Annotated in this window: 15 protein-coding genes; 5 read left to right on the forward strand and 10 right to left on the reverse strand. The window is 63.9% G+C overall.

Annotation, left to right across the window (positions count from 1 at the left end):
* Nucleotides 1-35: 35 nt before the first annotated feature.
* The 4 genes from ACX9NZ_RS08340 to ACX9NZ_RS08355 all read right to left on the reverse strand — a co-directional run bounded on the left by ACX9NZ_RS08340 (nt 36) and on the right by ACX9NZ_RS08355 (nt 4612).
* Nucleotides 36-872 (reverse strand): heme exporter protein CcmB, encoded by an 837-nt coding sequence (locus ACX9NZ_RS08340; RefSeq protein ID WP_304291961.1) that lies wholly within the window; start codon nt 870-872, stop codon nt 36-38.
* Entirely contained in the window at nt 873-1652 is a 780-nt protein-coding gene (locus ACX9NZ_RS08345) for an ABC transporter ATP-binding protein (RefSeq protein ID WP_118654061.1), read from the reverse strand.
* Nucleotides 1649-3847: a heme lyase CcmF/NrfE family subunit gene (locus ACX9NZ_RS08350; RefSeq protein ID WP_407496208.1), complete on the reverse strand. Its 2199-nt coding sequence runs from the start codon at nt 3845-3847 to the stop codon at nt 1649-1651. The genes ACX9NZ_RS08345 and ACX9NZ_RS08350 overlap by 4 nt, the downstream gene beginning before the upstream one ends.
* Before the next feature lie 81 nt (nt 3848-3928).
* Nucleotides 3929-4612, reverse strand: a complete 684-nt coding sequence (locus ACX9NZ_RS08355; protein ID WP_294122248.1) for a cytochrome c maturation protein CcmE domain-containing protein — start codon at nt 4610-4612, stop codon at nt 3929-3931.
* 153 nt (nt 4613-4765) lie between these two features.
* Here ACX9NZ_RS08355 and ACX9NZ_RS08360 point away from each other — a divergent pair, with 153 nt between their 5' ends.
* Nucleotides 4766-5530, forward strand: a complete 765-nt coding sequence (locus ACX9NZ_RS08360) for a type III pantothenate kinase (protein WP_294122247.1) — start codon at nt 4766-4768, stop codon at nt 5528-5530.
* 111 nt (nt 5531-5641) lie between these two features.
* Here ACX9NZ_RS08360 and folP read toward each other — a convergent pair whose 3' ends face one another.
* Nucleotides 5642-7372: a dihydropteroate synthase gene (folP, locus tag ACX9NZ_RS08365; RefSeq protein WP_302741967.1), complete on the reverse strand. Its 1731-nt coding sequence runs from the start codon at nt 7370-7372 to the stop codon at nt 5642-5644.
* A 173-nt stretch (nt 7373-7545) separates the two neighbouring features.
* On the opposite strand from folP, the gene ACX9NZ_RS08370 reads away from it, so the two are divergent.
* Nucleotides 7546-8382, forward strand: coding sequence for an exodeoxyribonuclease III (locus ACX9NZ_RS08370; protein ID WP_317440359.1), 837 nt, complete (start codon nt 7546-7548; stop codon nt 8380-8382).
* Here ACX9NZ_RS08370 and ACX9NZ_RS08375 read toward each other — a convergent pair.
* From ACX9NZ_RS08375 to ACX9NZ_RS08390, 4 genes are all read right to left on the reverse strand, one after another.
* A complete protein-coding gene (locus ACX9NZ_RS08375; RefSeq protein WP_118654055.1) occupies nt 8274-9353 on the reverse strand; it encodes a cation:proton antiporter domain-containing protein in 1080 nt (359 codons plus the stop codon). The genes ACX9NZ_RS08370 and ACX9NZ_RS08375 overlap by 109 nt on opposite strands.
* A gap of 65 nt (nt 9354-9418) precedes the next feature.
* Entirely contained in the window at nt 9419-10186 is a 768-nt protein-coding gene (locus ACX9NZ_RS08380) for a DUF6580 family putative transport protein (protein WP_317440358.1), read from the reverse strand.
* Nucleotides 10186-11769 carry an ABC transporter ATP-binding protein gene (locus ACX9NZ_RS08385; RefSeq protein ID WP_407496203.1) on the reverse strand — a complete coding sequence of 528 codons (1584 nt, stop codon included), beginning with the start codon at nt 11767-11769 and terminating at the stop codon, nt 10186-10188. Before ACX9NZ_RS08385 ends, ACX9NZ_RS08380 begins: the two co-directional genes overlap by 1 nt.
* Entirely contained in the window at nt 11766-12791 is a 1026-nt protein-coding gene (locus tag ACX9NZ_RS08390; protein WP_317440356.1) for an energy-coupling factor transporter transmembrane component T, read from the reverse strand. Before ACX9NZ_RS08390 ends, ACX9NZ_RS08385 begins: the two co-directional genes overlap by 4 nt.
* A gap of 131 nt (nt 12792-12922) precedes the next feature.
* Here ACX9NZ_RS08390 and glmU point away from each other — a divergent pair, with 131 nt between their 5' ends.
* From glmU to ACX9NZ_RS08405, 3 genes are all read left to right on the forward strand, one after another.
* Nucleotides 12923-14323 (forward strand): bifunctional UDP-N-acetylglucosamine diphosphorylase/glucosamine-1-phosphate N-acetyltransferase GlmU, encoded by a 1401-nt coding sequence (glmU, locus tag ACX9NZ_RS08395; RefSeq protein ID WP_407496201.1) that lies wholly within the window; start codon nt 12923-12925, stop codon nt 14321-14323.
* Nucleotides 14324-14587: 264 nt separating this feature from the next.
* Complete coding sequence (locus ACX9NZ_RS08400; protein ID WP_118654053.1) at nt 14588-15574, forward strand: ribose-phosphate diphosphokinase; 987 nt, start codon at nt 14588-14590, stop codon at nt 15572-15574.
* A 698-nt stretch (nt 15575-16272) separates the two neighbouring features.
* Complete coding sequence (locus tag ACX9NZ_RS08405) at nt 16273-17223, forward strand: hypothetical protein (RefSeq protein ID WP_118654052.1); 951 nt, start codon at nt 16273-16275, stop codon at nt 17221-17223.
* 198 nt (nt 17224-17421) lie between these two features.
* On the opposite strand, the gene ACX9NZ_RS08410 is transcribed toward ACX9NZ_RS08405, so the two are convergent.
* The gene (locus ACX9NZ_RS08410) at nt 17422-18081 is read right to left on the reverse strand and encodes a hypothetical protein (RefSeq protein ID WP_407496198.1); all 660 of its coding nucleotides are present in this window, start codon (nt 18079-18081) and stop codon (nt 17422-17424) included.
* Between the last annotated feature and the right edge of the window lie 6 nt (nt 18082-18087).

Below are 18087 nucleotides of genomic sequence, written 5' to 3' on the forward strand. Positions count from 1 at the left end.
TCCTTTTTGATTAGGTATGGTACCAGCTCGTTGGATCACGAATCGAGAACGAACTCGTAGAGGCCCCAAGCGGCTGCAATCATCACGACATCGTAGGTGCCGGCGAGCGCAAGGCTCCTCCAGAACGTGGCAAAGGTTCCCTCAACGCCAGCGAGCGCGACGCCGGTGGCCGAGACGCATGCATACAGCAGCGGAAACGCCACCGGTATGAACAGGATGGCGAGCAAGACGTCCTTGCCGCGCGTGTCGATCGCCATGGTCGACAGCAAGGTGCCCACACCGGCGACGCCCACCGTGCCCACCAACAACGGCAGCACGATCATCGGCGCAGTGGCGGACAGCGGTGCACCCGAGAGGAAGAAGACGAAGAACAGCGGTACGGTCACCAGCTCAACGGCGAGCAGGAACAGCAGATTCGAAGTCGTCTTGGCCAAGAACACGACCGCGCGGTCAACCGGCGCCAGCAGGATGCCCTCCAGGCAGCCCGACTCGGTCTCGTGCGAAAAACTGCGATTGAGACCAAGCAGGCTCGTAAACACGATAAGTGCCCACAGCAGACCGCCGGAAAAGGAGACAACCTGCAGTTTGTCCCCCACCTGCGCCAACGCGGCCCCGTACACCGTCAGCACCAAAAGCGAGTACACAGCCATCGAGGTGAGCATCTCGCGCGTGCGCAATTCCTGCCGCACGTCCTTGCCCAACAGGGCGCGATACTGGGCGAACGCCGAGGGTTTGGAGGTTGAGGGCTTGGCCGGGGCGTCCGAGGCGCGCGGGGCGCCGATAGCACCCGCGCCAACGGCGGCACCCGGAGCGACAACGGCACCCTGCGCCCCCACGTCACCACGACGCAGGCTCTCCCGCTTCTCCTCCATCTACGCCACCCCCATTCCCACGGTCGCCAAATACAAGTCGCGGAATGCCCCGCGGTCCACGTCGGCCTTCTGGGCGCACACCACGACCGCGCCCTGCGCCAGGATGAGGGCATGGGTGCATAGGTCGTAGCCCTTCTCGAGGTCATGACTCACCATCACGAAGGTCCGCCCCTCGCGCACACGGTCGATAAGCTGGTCGAAGAGCTCCGCCGCATGAGGGTCGAGTCCGGAATAGGGTTCATCGAGCAACACGATCTCGGGGTCGCTGATAAGTGCCCGGGCAATCGAGAGCCGCTGCTGCATGCCGCGCGAGAACGTACGCACGCAGTCGTTCCGCCGATGATCGAGCTCGACCAAACGCAGCAAATCGTCGATGCGCGCCTGTGCCGCAGCACCCGCCATGCCGTAGAGCGAGGCGAAGAACGCCAGGTTCTCTTGGGCGGTCAGGTCTCCATAGAGCATCGGCTTGTGGGAAATGAGCCCTACGCGAGCGCGCAAGGCATCGGGCTCCTCCAGGGCATTTACGCCGAGCATACGCAGTTCGCCGCATGTGGGGCGCGCCAGCAAGGCGAGCTCGCGCAGTAACGTTGTCTTGCCGGCGCCGTTGGGGCCAAATATTGAGAGGAAGGCGCCTTGGGGCAGCACGAGGTCGACCCCATCCAACGCGCGCCTGCCGCCGAACTGCTTGACAAGGCCACGCGCTTCAATGGCGAACGGATCGCACGCTCCCAAAGCCCCATCGCGGGAACCGGGGGCAAACGGCAGGGGACGGGCCGTCATCGCGCATTCGCCTTCGCTTGGGCACGAGCGCGCTCGTCTGCCGCCAGCAGCGGCGTGGCACGACGCGGCGCGAATGCCAAGACGATGCCTAAAGTCGAGATGGCGCCGCCCGCCCAAGTCAACAGGATGAGCGGGTTGACCTTGACGTTGATGGAAAGCGTGCCGTCGGCGTTCAGGCCCTGGAACGCCACGAACAAGTCTTCGAGCGGACGCGTAAGCACCGCGGCATCGAGGGTCGACTGACTCGTTGCGGCGGCAACCTTCATGGAAGGTGCCACATGCCCCATTAGGTTCCCCTGCTCATCAGCCACATCAAGTTCCACGCGCATGACTTCGTTATCCTGGCTGTCGGCATAGCGCTCGGTATCGGTCAGGGTCAGCACGTAGCCCCCCACCTGGACCGACTCGCCCTTCTCGCCGGCAAGGCTCACCGTCACATCGCGCACGTACATCATGGAACCCACCAGACCGAGCGCGGCGATCGCAATGCCCAGGTGGCACAGGTAGCCGCCGGCCTGCGCAGGCGAGCGACGGAACAGGTTGAACGCGGCGGCCGGCGCGCCCTCTCCTTTGTTCCGCATGCGGGCCCGCACCCCGCGCACCAAAAGGTAGGCCGAAGCGGCAATCAGCAGCGAAATAGCCGCGAGGGCCACGATTGTCAGCGCGAAGTAATACACCGCGGGCCCCTGTTCGGCCAAAGCGTCGGCAGCCGATCCGCCATCGGCCAAGATGGCACTGTAGGTGGGCATCAGCTTCGTCCCAAAGAGCACAAGTCCGGCCACAAAAAGGCAGGCGGCCACCGCAAGCGGACGGCGCATATGCCCCCAAAACGCAGGGCCCTGCGTCTTGCGCCAACCAAGGAGCGGACACACAGCCATGAGCAGTAGCACCACGACGGCGACCGGCCGCGCCACGGCGTTATACGCACCCGCCGCGACCACGGCGCCGCCCAGCGGCATCCATGTGGGAAGGGCGCTCGACACCGTAAGGTAGGCCACGAGCGCGCCCGCCATCACCATGATGATGTTCGTGAGATAGTACGATCCGTTCTTGGAGAGCATCGACTCGATCTGGTCGTCATCCTCGCCGATCTCGCCGTGACGGTACAGCAGGCCAAGCAAAAACGCTAGGCCACTTGCCACCATAATCGCTAGGAAGAAATATGTGGACACCGGGTCCTCGGCAAACGCATGCACACTTTGGACCAAGCCCGAGCGCGTGATGAACGTGCCAAGCACCACGAAAATGAACGTGATGGTGGCAGTGAACATGCTCCAACGCTTGAAGATGCCGTGCTTACGGTACATCGTAAAGCTGTGGATCATCGCCACGCAGGTGAGCCAGCTCATAAGGCTCGCATTCTCCACGGCGTCCCATGCCCAAAAACCGCCCCAGCCCAGGACCACGTACGCCCACACGGCACCCAGGCCCATGCCGATGGACAGGAAGATAAAACCGAACACCGCAACGCGGTCGCACAGTTCGACCCAGCGGGCCGAAAGATCGCCCGTGATAAGAGCCGCCATGGCGTACGCGAACGGCAACGTCATGGCGGCGTAGCCGATGAAGGTCGCCGGCGGGTGGAGAATCATCGCCCAATGCATGAGCAACGGGTTCATGCCGCCGATCTTGCTGGCGAGCGTGCCGTCGGCGTTGAGGTACTCGGCGGCGGTGGGCATGAACGGATTGTTGGAGCTCGAGAACACGAGCGCTGCGACGAACAGGGCGACGATGACCTGCGCCACGCCCAGGGCCACCAACGTGAGGTCCTCATGTGCGCGGCGGCGACGGCACGCCTGCACGGCAACGAAGGCGGAGATGAGCCACGTCCACAACAGCAGCGATCCCTGGCGACCGGCCCACACGGCACTCACCCGGTAGAGCGGCTGCAGGGGGCTGTCCGTCGCGGGGTAATTCGAAACCACATACGCTAGGCTGTAATTCTCCGTGAGCATGCACACGAGGATGATGCCCACACATGCCGTCAGCAGGGCGAAGCTCGCGTAGACGAACGCCTGCCCAGCGTGGCGCATGCGCGCAATCGGCACCGAGGGTTCCGGGGCCGTTGAGGGCGCGGCGCCGGAACCTGCCGCCCCCGTACTTGCCACTTTGCCGCTCGCCACGAGCAGCACTGCCGACACCAGCGCGAATACCAGGGCGAGCGCCTGGAATACATTACCTATCGTCGATACCATGCAGCACCTTTCCCGTATCTCGACATCCCGCGCGTCGACGCCATGCGCGCCCACGGGCCCATTTCGTTGTCCTTTACGTTCCTACTTGGTGATGGAGGCATCAATTGCAGGCTGCTCCGTCGCCACGAAGTTGCCATCGGAATCAAGATGACCGGACACGACCACGGCGACGCCGTCCGCGATCTGCTCATCAAGCCCTCCGCTATACACCACGTTGAGCGTAGCGCCCTGGGATTCGATGGTGAATCGAATGGCGGAGCTGGCATCGTTGACGTCACCCTCAACATAACCGCACACCTTGGTGTCCTCGAACAGCATGGCGTCCGCCTGGTCGAGTAGACCCTTCACCGTGAGGGATCCCTCGGCGCTCTCGTACTTGGACGGGCACTTGGTGACCATCTCCGTGCAGTTGAGGAACGGCGGGTTGTCCACGTCACCCGTGCAGATGGCCACAACACCCGCGCCAAACGTCGCGGGCAGCGCCCCCTCGTAGCCAACGCGCAGACGAACCGAGGGGTTCGGCGCGCCCGACTCATCCTCAGGCGCGATGTCAAAGGTCACACGCGCGCCGTCCTTCTCGATAGAATCTGCCACGACCACGCCGCTCACCTGGACTTTTTTACCTTGGTACGATCCGGTTGCGACGTCGGCGACCGTAACCGACGAAGCGGAACCACCCGCCCCCGCAATCGCCACGATCACCAGCATGGCAATGGCAATGATGCCGCCCATCACCACTAAACGACGCTTGGCCTTCTTGTTCATGTCGCTCCTCATGCCCTCGCCACGCGGACGCCCCGACGCGGCGGGAGCCCATGGCGGCGCTCTTTGCGTTTTTGACAGCCAATAAGTATACAATGTGCGCTGGCAGGCCGCATCGTGCGGCAATTCCTCCCCGTTAACGGAAGGTTCATCATCATGCTGCTAGCCATCGACATGGGTAACACGCAAACCGCCCTCGGCCTGTTTGACGGCAACGAGCTCCTGCATGCCTGGCGCATGCCCACCGACCGCGCCTTCACCAAAGACGAGATACACGTGCGCCTGCTCGGCTATTTCCGCAAAGACGGACTCGAGCTCTCCTGCGTGGATGCCATTGCCTTCGCCGGAGTCGTCCCTCAGCTCATGCGCGAATGGGAGGGCGTGGCCGAAGTGATTGGCGCGCGTCTTATCGTGGTCGGGGCGCAAACCTCCGCCGTAACCGCAATTGAGGCAGCCTCACCTGCCGAAGTCGGCGCCGACCGCATTGCCAACGCCACCGCGGCAGCGGCGCTCTATGGCAGCCCGAGCATCGTGGTGGACTTTGGCACAGCGACCAACATCGACGTGGTGAACGAACATGGAGCGTATATCGGCGGGTGTATCGCCCCCGGGATCCGCGTGTCACTCGATGCCCTTACCGCCCGCGCGGCCCGTTTGGCCAGCGTGCCCCTCGAAGCTCCGGCGCATGCCATCGGGCGCAACACCGTCGAGGCGGTGCAGAGCGGCACGGTGGTGGGTGCCGCCGCGATGGCGGAGGGGCTGGTCGCGCGCATCAAGCGCGAGCTGGGGCGCGACGACGCGTGCGTCATAGCCACGGGCGGACTTGCGGGCATCGTCTCCGAGGCCACCGACGTCTTCGATGTGGTCGACACCCAGCTCACCATCAAGGGCATCTGCGAGATCTACCGCCGCCTGGCCTAACCCGGCCCAAACTGGGTCAGGCTGGCCTGGGCTGGGTCCGTTCAGCCTGACCCAGTTCAGCCCAGCGCGGTGCCTGCATGCGCTCCCCCACCGCGGACGCGAGCGGGCGGCTTACAGGGTGCCGAGCTCCGCCACTACGTGGCCCACGCGGTCCTCGGGCTCCTTGACGTCGAGGCCCTCGTAGCGGAAGAAGCGCGCCGGGTTATGCATGAGGTCCTCAAGCGGAACCAACACGAAATCGCGCTCGCCCAGGCCGGGATGCGGGAGGCGTAGCTTTTCGCCGCCATGGATCTCGTTATCCATCCACAGCAGATCGCAGTCGATAACGCGCGGGCCGTTGGGGCGTGTACCCTTGCCGCGTGTGCGGCCGAGCTTCTGCTCGATCTTCATGAGCTCTTCGAGCAGGATGAGCGGAGCGAGCTCGGTCTTGATCTCAACCACGGCGTTGGCGAATGCCGGCTGGCGCGTCTCGTACGCGGGCTCGCTTTCGTAGATGCGCGAGCTGGCAGAGACACACGTCATGGGAATCTGCGCAATGAGGTCGCGGGCGGCGCGGATGTTCTCCTCTCGCTGGCCCTTGTTCGATCCGAGCGCCACGTATGCGCGGCGAGGCTGAGGGCGCGCAATGGCCCAGAAGCCGTTGAGGAACTGGTAAAAGCCCGCAACGTCGTGCACGCGAACAATGTTGGCACCCTGCTCGATAGCTCCCAGGCACACGCCGAAGGTGGCGATGTCGCGGTCATGTGCGTCCTCGACACCGGCGATGGCGCCCACCAGGCGCTTGCGCGACACGGCGCACAGCGTGGGATAGCCGAGCGAGGCGATCTTGCCCATCTCGCGCTGGATCACGATGTCCTCGTTGGCATCCTTGCCAAAACCGGGGCCGGGATCGAGGCAGATGCGCTCGCGGTCGACGCCCGCGTGAATGAGCGCGCGGGCCTGATCGGAGAGGAAACCCATGACGCGACGCATGATGGGGGCGGAATCGGGCAGGGTGAAGCGGCGGAGCTGCGACGTGCGGTTACCCGAGCCCGTGCGAGCGGCGGAACGTGCCATAACGGAGGCGAGGTCGTCGCCGGCTACTGCGGGCTCCGCGGCAACGGCGGCGGACTGGGGCATATCGAGCGCGACGACCTCGCTCTCGGCGGCGGGAGACTCGTCGCCGAGCGCGGCGGCGTCGCCGTTCGGGCCAACCGCCGCGGCATCGAACGGGAGCTGCGGCTGCAACGGCTGAATCATGCCCGAGATAAGCTTGGCCTTGGCAGCGCGCTTGGACTTGCCGGTTGCACCCAAGGCGCGGGCCGCGGCCTCCGCCTCACGAGCCTTCTCGGCCATGAACGCGGCGGCCGAGGTGTCAAGCTGCACGGCGGTGTGGGTGCGCGGACGCTCAAACTCGCCCACCTCACCTGCATGCATGACCACGAGGCCGCAATCGCTATCCTTCACAAAATCGACCATGCGCGGGTCCGTGAAGCCCGTCACGTCGTTCACGATCGACGCGCCCACGCGCACGGCGGCCTTGGCAACCTCCACGTGACGCGTGTCGATCGACACGATGGCACCCGCCCGCGCAAGGGCCTTGACCACGGGCAACACGCGCTGCGCCTCGGTATCGGGATCGACCGGGGTAAAGCCGGGGCGTGTGGACTCGCCACCGACATCGATGATGTCGGCACCGTCGTCGAGCATCTTGAGCCCGTGCGCAATCGCGGCATCGGTGTCGAGGTGCTCGCCGCCATCGCTAAACGAATCGGGGGTCACGTTCAGGACGCCCATGATGCGCGGGCGATCGAACTTGAGCTCGTACTTGCCGCAGCGCCAGACTTTGGAATCGCGTGCCATGAGGATCCTTTCGAGAACGTTCGAGTCCCTCTATTGTATCCAGCGAGGGCAGGCGCGTCACACTCGCACGCGATTTCCCATTTCCTCTAGTATAGTTACCCGAATGAAACCTTACATCGCCCTGCAGATGTAGCTCGTTGACGCACTCTGCAGGTGCAGAAATGGAGCCCTCTATGACCGCCACCCGGACTTACCGTCTCGCCTCTTGGAACGTGAACGGCCTGCGCGCCGTCCTCAAGAAGGACCCGAGCTTCACCGACATCGCCGCCGAGCTCGACGCCGACGTACTCGCTCTGCAGGAGACCAAGCTGCAGGAGGGCCAGGTCGACATCGACCTGCCCGGCTACCACCAAACGTGGAGCTACGCCGAGCGCAAGGGTTACTCGGGCACCGCCGTGTTCAGCCGCGAGGAGCCCCTCTCCGTCCGCCACGCCGACGCCGTGCTCGACGCGGGCCGCGGGGCGGGACTCGACGACGACCGCCTCGAGCTGGTTGCCGCGGCGGCAACCGAGGGCCGCGTGTGCGCGCTCGAGTTCGAGCACTATTGGTTCGTGGACGTCTACACGCCCAACGCCCAAAACGAGCTCGCCCGCCTGAACGTGCGCATGGCATGGGACGACGCCTACCGCGCCTTTCTGCGCTCCCTCGAGGACGAGACCGGCAAACCCGTCGTGACCTGCGGGGATTTCAACGTCGCCCATAACGAGATCGACCTCAAGAACCCCAAGTCGAACCGCGGCAACGCGGGCTTCTCCGATGAGGAGCGGGCCAAGTTCGGCGAGCTGCTCGACGCCGGCTACACCGACACCTTCCGCGCCGCCAACCCCGGCCTCGAGGGCGCCTACAGCTGGTGGAGCTACCGCTTCAACGCACGCAAGAACAATGCGGGCTGGCGCATCGACTACTTCCTGGTGAGCGATTCCATCGCCGACCGCGTGCGCGCCACGGGCATCCGCAGCGACATCTTCGGCTCGGACCATTGCCCCGTCACGCTGGAGATCGAGCTGTAAGCAACGACGGCAATCGCGGGCGGGCGGGCGCATGGCGCGCACCTTTGCCGTCGACTCCCGCGCGTCTCCGTACCGCCGCGAAGCGCGTTATCCGCGCGCGGCACCGAATCCCGCAATCCGCCAGCATCGACCCCCTCGGGCGCGGCACCATCGAGCAAGACCTTGCCGGACGAGAACCCATCCAGCGCGCCCGCGCCGGGCGCATCAGTGCCGACGGCCTCGCCATACAGCCGCGCAAGAGCGGGAACCCCACCCAACGCGTGCTCAAGCGGCATGCGCGCCTTGAACACAAAACTGTTCAGCGCAATAGACAGCACCGCCGCGCCAAGAATCAGGCTGTACTGATCCTGCGTGAGCACGCCGAGCGCCATGCCCGTCTGTCCAATGAGAAACGAGAACTCGCCAATCTGCGACAAACCTGCCGCAATGGTGAGCGAGCTTGCGAGCCCCGCGCGAAACGCCACCGGGAGCACCACCAAAATAACCACCGTGATCAGGTCCTCCACGATGAGCCATCCCGTCGCGATGCGACCGCCCTCGGTGTCGGCGAGGCCCGCGTCGGCCAGGTTTTTGATGAGCACGACCGTCGAAGCGATGGATACGGACAGGCCGAGCATGATGCCCGCCTCGATCGGCCAGCCCAGAGCAAGGCCCAGCCCACAGCCGGTGAGTGTGCCGAGGGCTGTTTGCAGCAAGGCACCCGGCACCGCAACGCGACGCACGGCCACGAGGTCGTCGAAGGAGAAGTGCAGGCCGGTGCCGAACATCATGAACATGACGCCCACCTCGGCAAGCTGGCTCATCGCATGCGAATCTCCGATGAAGCCCGGGGTGAACGGCCCTACCGCAAGACCGCCGAGCAGGTAACCCACAACCGGTGGGAGGCGCGCGGCACGGGCGAGGATGCCGCCCAAAAACGCCGCGACGAGGGCGATGACAAACGTGGCGAGGAGAATGCTGTCTCCGTGCATGTGGACCTCCGGGTGGGCACGCGCCCGGTCGAATCAGCTACATACGATGTTTGCATGAGATCAGTCTACCCACGCAGGCCGTATTTGCGCGCCACGCGGTTGATGCGGCGCGTCCACGGGCCATACAGGACCGCAAGAAACACCGCGGTCGCCACACCGTGAATGACGTCGAACGGCAGAGATGCCGCCACATACGTCAGAGCGCCAGGCCAGGTAAACGGGCGCACGAACCCCAAGACGCCGTAGGCGTTGATGATCACGCCGTAGAGGGCCCCAGAAGCAAGTCCGCATGTGACGAGTGTCACCATACGCGGCTTACCCGTGGCGCGGTTGTCGAATACGCCGGCGCTTGCGAGCACTCCGCCCAGGTATCCGACCATGCCCCAGGCGTACATCTGCCACGGACTCCACATGCCCTGACCAAAGAAGAAGTTACTGGCGAGCGCGGCGAGGGCCCCAACCATGAAGCCGTTTCGGCGGCCCAGGGTGGCTCCGGCGATGATCGCGATGGCCGAGACCGGCTTGAAGTCCGGCACCGCGGCGAACAAGATACGCCCGGCGGCCGCAAGGGCGGAGAGCACAAGCGTGGGCATAATCTGCCTCAGCGCCGGACGACCCGCCTCGTACCCCGCGAAGAACAAGGCGAGCACCACCGTCACCACCAGCAACATGAGCAGCGCCGTTTGGGCAAAGCCCGCAACGAGGGCCAATCCCATCGCAAGCGGAACCGCAGCGAGGAGCACGACCTCGAGCAGGGCTCCTCCGGGATAGGCGGCCAGCCCGTCAGGCGATGCCGCAGCACGCTGTTTCTCGTCGTCAAACCTCATGTACATCACAGCCGGTAGAAGATGTTGTTGCGGAAGAACTCGTCGGCAGGCTCCGTGCAGGCAACCTCGCCGTCAAACAGCAGCGAGACGCTGTTGGCAAGGCTCGAGACGAGCTCCAGGTCGTGCGTCGCCATAACGATGGTGGCACCCCGCGCGCGTTCCTCCTCGAGCACCTCCGCGACCCTGCGGCGAGCCGCGCGGTCGAGCCCCTTGGTGGGCTCATCGAGCAGCAGCAAGCGCGGCCGTACCAGGAGCACCTTGCCCAAGGCAAGCAGCTGACGCTGACCGCCCGACAAATCATACGGATGCGCAGCAGCGCGGTCGGCAAGGCCGAGCCTCGAAAGCATGGCCTCGACCTCTTGCGGCCCGTAAGCTCCAACGCTCGACCATTCCATAAGCTCGTCTAGCACGCACTCCTCGGCGAACAATGCCTTGGGGTTCTGCGGCAGTAGGGCCCTCTCGCGCACATCGATGCAAACGGCACCCTTCTGTACGCGTTTCGTTCCCGCCATCAGCGCCAGCAGCGTGGACTTTCCGCAGCCATTGCCACCCACCAGTGCGTGCAGATCGCCCGTGCGCACGGACAGCTCGGTGCCGCGCAGGACCCAATCTTCGTCGCGTCCATAGCGAAACCACGCACCACGCACCTCGACGGCAGTGCCGCCGTTCGCGGCACCGGCGCGCATCCGACCAGCGTGCGTGGTCGTAGCAGCCGCCTCGCCTGCAGCTCCTCGTATGGAAACGCGGCGGCCAAACTCCTCGAGCGCCACCTCGTGCACGCGGCCGCTCCGCAGCTCGAACGCGCACGTGGCGTAATCTGCCATGAGCTCCGGCGCATGGGTGGCCACGATCACCGTACAGCCCAGCTCGCGATTCACGCGAAACAGCGCATGCAGGAAATTCTTGGTCGCAATGGGATCAAGCTGCGCGGTGGGCTCGTCGAGCAGCAGCAGGCGCGGCTGCATCACCAGCGTGGATGCCAAGGCCAGAAGTTGTTTGCGCCCGCCCGAGAGCGCGTCCGTGGCGCAGCGAAACCAGTCGCCCATGCCAAAGAAATACCCCGCCTCCGCCACGCGACGCCGTATCTCGGCCTGGGGAACGCCCAGGTTCTCCAAGCCAAACGCCATCTCGTGCCATACGCTGTCGCACACGATCTGGTTGTCGGGATCCTGAAAGACAAACCCCACCGTACGGGCAGATTCCTCGTCCGAAAGGTCGTCCACCGGATGCCCGAATACCCGAACCGATCCTGCCCGGCGGCCAACTGGCGCAATCTGCGGCTTCACCAGCGACAGCAGGGTGGACTTGCCCGAACCGGTATCGCCCACCAAAAGGGCAAACGCGCCCGGCTCGATACTCAGGCAGACATCCTCTAGAACAGGCGCGGGCGAATCGGGATAGGAAAAAGTCAGACCTTGGAAAGAGAGCGCCGGGGCAAGCGCATGTGCGGGGGCTTCGGCCTGCGCGCGAGCTCCGCCGTCGTCCGCACGACACCCCGTGCCGCCCGTGCAAAGCCCATCGTCCGCACAGGGCCCTCCGTCATCCACGCCGAGCCCCCTGTTGCCCGTACCGGCTTGGCAATCGCTCATGTGAATCTCCTCATCTCATATATATGGAGCACGGCGGGCGTGAACATCCAGGCTGCGTACGGCAGGTACCCCCACCACATATCAATAGGGCTAAGACGCGGGTAGAACGCGTAGGGCGCGGTCAACGTCCAGGAGACCCACGCGCACAGGAGCCCTCCCATCAGCAGCATCGCCGCCGCGGCGGCATCGCGCGGCGTGAACCGATACGGCATGTAGGTCGTCCTGTGCTTGCAGGCGCCCCAGCCCCGGGCGCGCATGGCGTCGGCCGTCTCAAGCGAGTCCTCCATAGCCCACCCCATGAGCACGGAGCTCTGACGCAACCGGCTCGCAACGCCGGCGGGCAGCCCTCGACCCCGGGCAGCGCGTCCCCCCGATCTCAACGGCAGGTGCCACTCCGACGCGCCGACAACGGCCTCCGCGCTCGCCCGCGACGCACGCGGCCCCTGCGAACCGTGCTCCTTCGACCTCGCCTCTGCACCGTTCTCAGCACCGCCCCCCGCAGACACCGCGCAGCTCCGCGCCACATCCTGCGCTGACGCAATCGCGCGACCCTGCCTCAAAAACCTCGGCACCAGGCGCATCGTCATCGAGACCATAAGTGCCACAACGGGAATCGAATTTCCCAACAAGCCCAAAACCTTGTCATACGAAAGCATCGCGGAGGCGGCGGCGAACCACTGAACGCTCGCGAGGAACAAAAGCGCCATCGCGCAGCCGTAGAGCAGGCTCTCCATAAAGACCGGTCGCCCAAAGAACACAAACAGCTCGGTCGACCCCATGTGGACGAACAGGGGGTTCACCAGGGTGATCACGAGAACCACCGGCAGCTGCCAGCGCAGTGACCCCAGCGCCGCCCAGATGCCGCGCGCGCACGCCGCGTATGCAAATCCGCCGGCGAACGAGATAGCCACCAAGACCGGATGCATCGAAAACATGGTAAGAGCGAGCGTGATCGTGATGAACACCGCGGGCACCACGGGGTGCATGGCGTCGAACGCCGTGTGTCGTACTGCCCGAGCCAAGAGCGCACCTCCCCTGTGACAATTGCACGCGCATCCCCCGGTGCGCACCATCCGCCTCCCACGCTGCGGTATCATCGCATTACGCGCGCCATGCGCGCGTGGAACCTGCAACCAATCTTTGGGAGCCATATATGGATGTTACCGCGATTGTAATGGCCGCCGGCGAGGGCACGCGCATGAAGTCAAACCATGCCAAAGTGTCTCACAAGATTTTGGGAAAGCCCATGGCCTGTTGGGTCATCGACTCCGCGCTCGCGGCGGGCTGCAACCGCGTCATCGTTGTTGTGGGTAGCCACTCCGATGAGGTCCGCGCCATGATCGCCAGTGCCTATGAGGGCACGCCTGCCGCCGGTGTCGTCGAGTGCGTCGAGCAGGCCGAGCGCCTCGGCACCGGTCACGCCGTCCGCTGCGCGCTGGAGGCCACCGGCATCGATGCCGGACCCATCGTGGTCCTCAACGGCGACCTGCCGCTCATCCAGGCCGACACCATCCGCACCTTCGCCAACACGGTCGCCAACGGCACACACGCCGGTGCGGTGCTCACCTTCACTCCGCCTGCGCCCTTCGGCTACGGCCGCATCGAGCTCGCCGCAGACGGCTCGGTCAACCGCATCATCGAGCAGAAGGACTGCACGCCCGAGCAGGATGCCGAGCTGCTGGAATGCAATGCCGGCTGCTACGCCTTCGACGGTGCGCTGCTCGCCGCCCACATCGGCGAAATCGGCAACGACAACGCGCAGGCTGAGTACTACTTGCCCGACATGGTCGAGATCCTCAAGGACCACGGCCATGCCGTCACCATCTTCCACTGCGATGACTACCGCGACGGCCTGGGCGTGAACAGCCGCGTGCAGCTCGCCGAGCTCACCGCCATCGCGCGCGACCGCATCAACGAGCGCCTCATGACCGAGGGCGTCACGTTCATCGATCCCGCCCAGGCGTGGATTTCCCCCGACGCGACAATCGGTCGCGACACGGTCGTGTGGCCGCAGACGCACCTCATCGGCACCTGCCGCATCGGAGAGGGCTGCCAGCTCGGCCCCAACACCCGCCTCACCAACGTGGTCGCCGGCGACAACTGTTCGCTCGATGAAACCGTGGCCATCGACGTTGCGATCGAGAACGGCGTCACCTGCGGCCCCCGCTGCTACCTGCGCCCGGGTACGCACTTGCTCGACCGCGCGCACGTGGGCACGCATGTGGAGATCAAGAAGTCCACCATTGGCGTGGGCTCCAAGGTGCCGCACCTCTCCTACATTGGCGACACCACCATGGGCGCCGGCGTCAACGTGGGCGCGGGCTCCATCACCTGCAACTACGACGGCAAGAACAAACACGCCACCACCATCGGCGACCGCACGTTCATTGGCTCGGACACCATGATGGTCGCCCCCGTGAACATCGGCGACGACGCGATCACCGGCGCGAGCAGCTGCATCACACGTGACGTGCCCAGCGGCGCGCTCGCCGTCGAGCGTAACGACCAGCGCATCATCGAGGGCTACACCGAGAAGCGCCGCGCTCGCCTCTAAGTTTCAATTGGGGACAGGCACAAATTGAACATGCCGCCCGAGGTGCTTCGCCAAGGGTCCGCCGGCCATCCGTCACTTCGGAAGGCCGGCTTTTTCATGAACGCCGCAAGCCCAGCATATTTTCAATTTGTACCTGTCCCCAATTGAAACACCGCTCCTCTCACCGATGAAGTTTCCTTGGGCGGATTATCGATGGTCAAATAGCTGGCAAAGTGGCTAATATATAGAGCGTGTATGGATGTTGTGGCGTATAAAGGAGAAGTCATGCCAACAACCGATCCCAAAAAGACCGTTGATATGAGCAAGATCCTGCGAGTGTACTCCGGTTCCTCCAACCGTCCGCTTGCCCAGAAGATCGCCAACCAGCTCGGCGTTGAGCTCTCCGGACTCACCCTCAAGCAGTTCGCCAACGGCGAGATCTACGCCCGTTACGACGAGACCGTCCGTGGCGCCGACGTGTTCCTCATCCAGTCCGTCGCCGGCGGGAACGTCAACGACATGCTGATGGAGCTCCTCATCGCCACCGACGCCGCCAAGCGCGCATCCGCCCGTTCCATCACCGCCGTCATCACCCACTACGGTTACGCCCGCCAGGACCGCAAGGCCGGCCCGCGTGAGCCCATCACCGCTCGCCTCGTCGCCAACCTCCTCGAGTGCGCCGGCGTCGACCGCATCATCACGCTCGACCTGCACCAGGGCCAGATCCAGGGCTTCTTCGACATCCCGGTGAACCACCTTTCCGCGTTGCCGCTCTTTGCCGATTACTATGACGCCAAGGGCTTCGATACCGACAATCTAGTCGTTGTCTCCCCCGACGTGGGTCGCGCCAAGGCCGCCAAGAAGCTCTCCGACATGCTCGGCTGCAGCCTCGCCATCGCGCACAAGGGCCGTCCGCGCCACAACGCGGCCGAAGTCATGGGCATCATTGGCGATATTGAGGGCAAGACCTGCATCATCAACGACGACATGATCGACACCGCCGGCACCCTGTGCGCCAACGTGCGCGAGCTCAAGGCTCTCGGCGCTGGCGACATCTACGTGTGCGCAACCCACGGCATCTTCTCCGGCCAGGCCATCCAGCGCCTGAACGATGCGCCTATCGTCGAGTGCCTGGTCACCGACGCCATCCCCGTTGAGGAAGGCGGCAAGATCAAGACCATCTCCGTCGCCGGTGAGTTCGCCGAGACCATCTCCGCCGTGTACTACGAGCAGTCCGTAAGCACGCTCGTGGGCGGCGACTTCGCCATGTAAGGTAGCCGCGCTCATAGCTGCACCAAGCAGAGTTCTGCGGTAGGTTGCCCCCGTCTTCCAGGCTAGAGTCTGGGAAACGGGGGCTTTTTCTTTCCGATCAACTCCGTTTTCGTCCATGGAGAACCTTACCTCCATGGTGCTCCAGCTAAGAAGCATCTAGGTTCTAGAAAAATGGCTAATTATTACCGTTTTGTATCCCCCAAATGACCCTAGAAGCAGTTCTTGGTGCCATCAGCCACCCTCATTCGGCCATATCCGCTTGTTTGTGCTCATTTTTAAGCAGTTTTGCCGTGTTTTCTTTGACTTCAAGAGCCCAAGACCGTCGGAATCGTCCTCCAGCAGCCGACGGACGATACAAAACGGTAATTTTTAGCCATTTTTCTCAATTCACGTTTCTCGTGCCACGGGCGCGCGCCTTGATGTAGCTTCTTTACATGGACGCACTTGTTTTCTCACATATCTCGGCCTTGCGCGCAATCAGGCGTGCACGAGGGGCGTATTCTGCCGTTCCGTGGAGGTCGCTTACCGTCGCCGAACAACGCCGAGTTCTGGCGAATTGCAAGCCCAACCTCTCGACACTCGATTTTGATTATCTTGGTCGCCATGCCCTTTGGAATGGCGAGGACGGTGAGCGCCTTGACGTTCTCGTATCTGACCCAACATGTCGCCGAGCCAGAAAGCCCCTGACGTGCCATGTTATGTCGCGCGATCTTCCCGCTGGATCCATCCTCGAAATCGAGCGCGGTCTTTACTGCACCTCCCCCGCGTTCACCGCATATCTCTATTCGCGTGGCCGCTCCGTCCCAGAAATCGCCGCGCTCCTCATGGAGCTTCTTGGAACGTATTCCCTGCCTCACAATGCAACGCTTTCCATTGCGAGGGGCAAAACGTGGTCGTCAATGGACGGCATCCGGCTCCCCAATTCCGCGTCAGCCGAAACGCACCTCAGCGGCCTCGACACCTCCGCCGAGACCGACCCCGAGATTAACGACGTCTCCGATACGCCCCTTGGCGCGCCCGATGGAACAGCAACGCACCGCACACACGGCAACCAGCAGGTCAAGATTGAACAGACCCATTATTCATGCGAGCCGGCCGCCACCAAAAAGCAACTCAGGGCAATCGCGAAGTGGACCAAAAGCAGCCGTGACCATGCCTTTCGCCGAGCGGTCGACCTCGTCGCACCCAATTCCGCCTCGCCGGCAGAAACCATCCAGTACTGCATGCTCGGATTCCCCATGCAGTACGGAGGCTTTAATTGCGCCGCGCTACCCGACGGCATGTTGCTCAACCACCGCATCGACTTTACGCATGACGCGGTGCTCATGTCATCGGGTATGCCCTATGCCGTTGCCGATTGTTTCATTCCCGCAGCCAATGTCGACGTCGAATACAACGGCACGGGACACGAGGAGCTCCCCGCTCGCATCCACGACGGCAACCGCAACAACGGCCTTCGCTGCATGGGCATCAACGTTATCGTTATTCAACGCGACCAAATGCGCGACATCCAAGCGCTCGAGGCCATCGCGCGCACCATATACCGCTTTGCCCACATGCGGTTTAGGTACCAAGGAAAAGGCCATCGCGCCAAGCAGGCAAACCTGCTCAACGCCCTTCGAGGTGCGGTGGGGCTTAAGCCCGTGTAGCGCTACATGTTGCTCGGGATACCAGCAACTTATGCTCTCCCTGCGGGGTCGTTAACACCGCCGATCCGCATCGGCGGGCCACGTGGCTGCATGGTCATCACGGAATGCGCGCCCAGGCGGCCGCCCTCTCAAGATAGACAGCCCCCGCGTCATGACATAAGACGCGACTAAACGCGGGATTGACAGCGTTGCCTTGAACTACCGCCGCTTCTTTAGAATGATGGCGCCCGTAATTAACAGCACGCCCAGTACACCGAAAACAAACGGACCGTAGGTGCTGAGCAAGTTATCGCCTGTCTGCGCAAGGAGGTCGTCGGACCCCGCCGATACGCTCTCGCCGTCTTCTTGGGCGGTGAAGATCCACTTGATCTCATGCGACTGGCCCTGGAGCTCGTTGCCGATGCTCGTGGGCACCGTCATCGTTATACGCAGGCCCCGAGCGTTATCGGCGGTATAGGCACCGAGGTCGAGAGGCGCCCCCTCCGCCGAGGCGAGCCCGGAGAGCGTTCCCTGCGCGACGAGCGAACCCGTATCGTCGCACACCTCGATCGTCGCATCACCCAAAGCGTCCAGCGTCGCGCCGGACGCATCGGGGCGCATGCTCAGCGTCACGCCCCGCTCGACATGGCGGGCGGCGAGCTGAAACTCTTGCACGATCACGTCTCCGGGAAAGACGTCGGCAGCCGTCGCGATAACATCCTGTTCCTGCAGGTTCTCGCTGTGCCACGCCTTCGCCGCACCGTCGTACACCACCAACGGCTCGCCAACTGCGGGAGCCGCGCAGGCAACGGACGGCAAGCCGAAAGCGAGCACGAAGGCACAGGCAGCGACCATCGTTGCGAAAAGCCTCTTCACCATATCGCC

The organism is Collinsella sp. BM28 (genome assembly GCF_054551995.1).

Coding starts and splice junctions, on each gene's coding strand:
- ACX9NZ_RS08405 (WP_118654052.1), top strand. CDS start 16,273: ATGTCGCGCGATCTTCCCGCTGGATCCATCCTCGAAATCGAGCGCGGT.
- ACX9NZ_RS08360 (WP_294122247.1), top strand. CDS start 4,766: ATGCTGCTAGCCATCGACATGGGTAACACGCAAACCGCCCTCGGCCTG.
- ACX9NZ_RS08370 (WP_317440359.1), top strand. CDS start 7,546: ATGACCGCCACCCGGACTTACCGTCTCGCCTCTTGGAACGTGAACGGC.
- ACX9NZ_RS08410 (WP_407496198.1), bottom strand. CDS start 18,081: ATGGTGAAGAGGCTTTTCGCAACGATGGTCGCTGCCTGTGCCTTCGTG.
- folP (WP_302741967.1), bottom strand. CDS start 7,372: ATGGCACGCGATTCCAAAGTCTGGCGCTGCGGCAAGTACGAGCTCAAG.
- ACX9NZ_RS08345 (WP_118654061.1), bottom strand. CDS start 1,652: ATGACGGCCCGTCCCCTGCCGTTTGCCCCCGGTTCCCGCGATGGGGCT.
- ACX9NZ_RS08350 (WP_407496208.1), bottom strand. CDS start 3,847: ATGGTATCGACGATAGGTAATGTATTCCAGGCGCTCGCCCTGGTATTC.
- ACX9NZ_RS08375 (WP_118654055.1), bottom strand. CDS start 9,353: ATGCACGGAGACAGCATTCTCCTCGCCACGTTTGTCATCGCCCTCGTC.
- glmU (WP_407496201.1), top strand. CDS start 12,923: ATGGATGTTACCGCGATTGTAATGGCCGCCGGCGAGGGCACGCGCATG.
- ACX9NZ_RS08355 (WP_294122248.1), bottom strand. CDS start 4,612: ATGAACAAGAAGGCCAAGCGTCGTTTAGTGGTGATGGGCGGCATCATT.
- ACX9NZ_RS08385 (WP_407496203.1), bottom strand. CDS start 11,769: ATGAGCGATTGCCAAGCCGGTACGGGCAACAGGGGGCTCGGCGTGGAT.
- ACX9NZ_RS08380 (WP_317440358.1), bottom strand. CDS start 10,186: ATGTACATGAGGTTTGACGACGAGAAACAGCGTGCTGCGGCATCGCCT.
- ACX9NZ_RS08340 (WP_304291961.1), bottom strand. CDS start 872: ATGGAGGAGAAGCGGGAGAGCCTGCGTCGTGGTGACGTGGGGGCGCAG.
- ACX9NZ_RS08400 (WP_118654053.1), top strand. CDS start 14,588: ATGCCAACAACCGATCCCAAAAAGACCGTTGATATGAGCAAGATCCTG.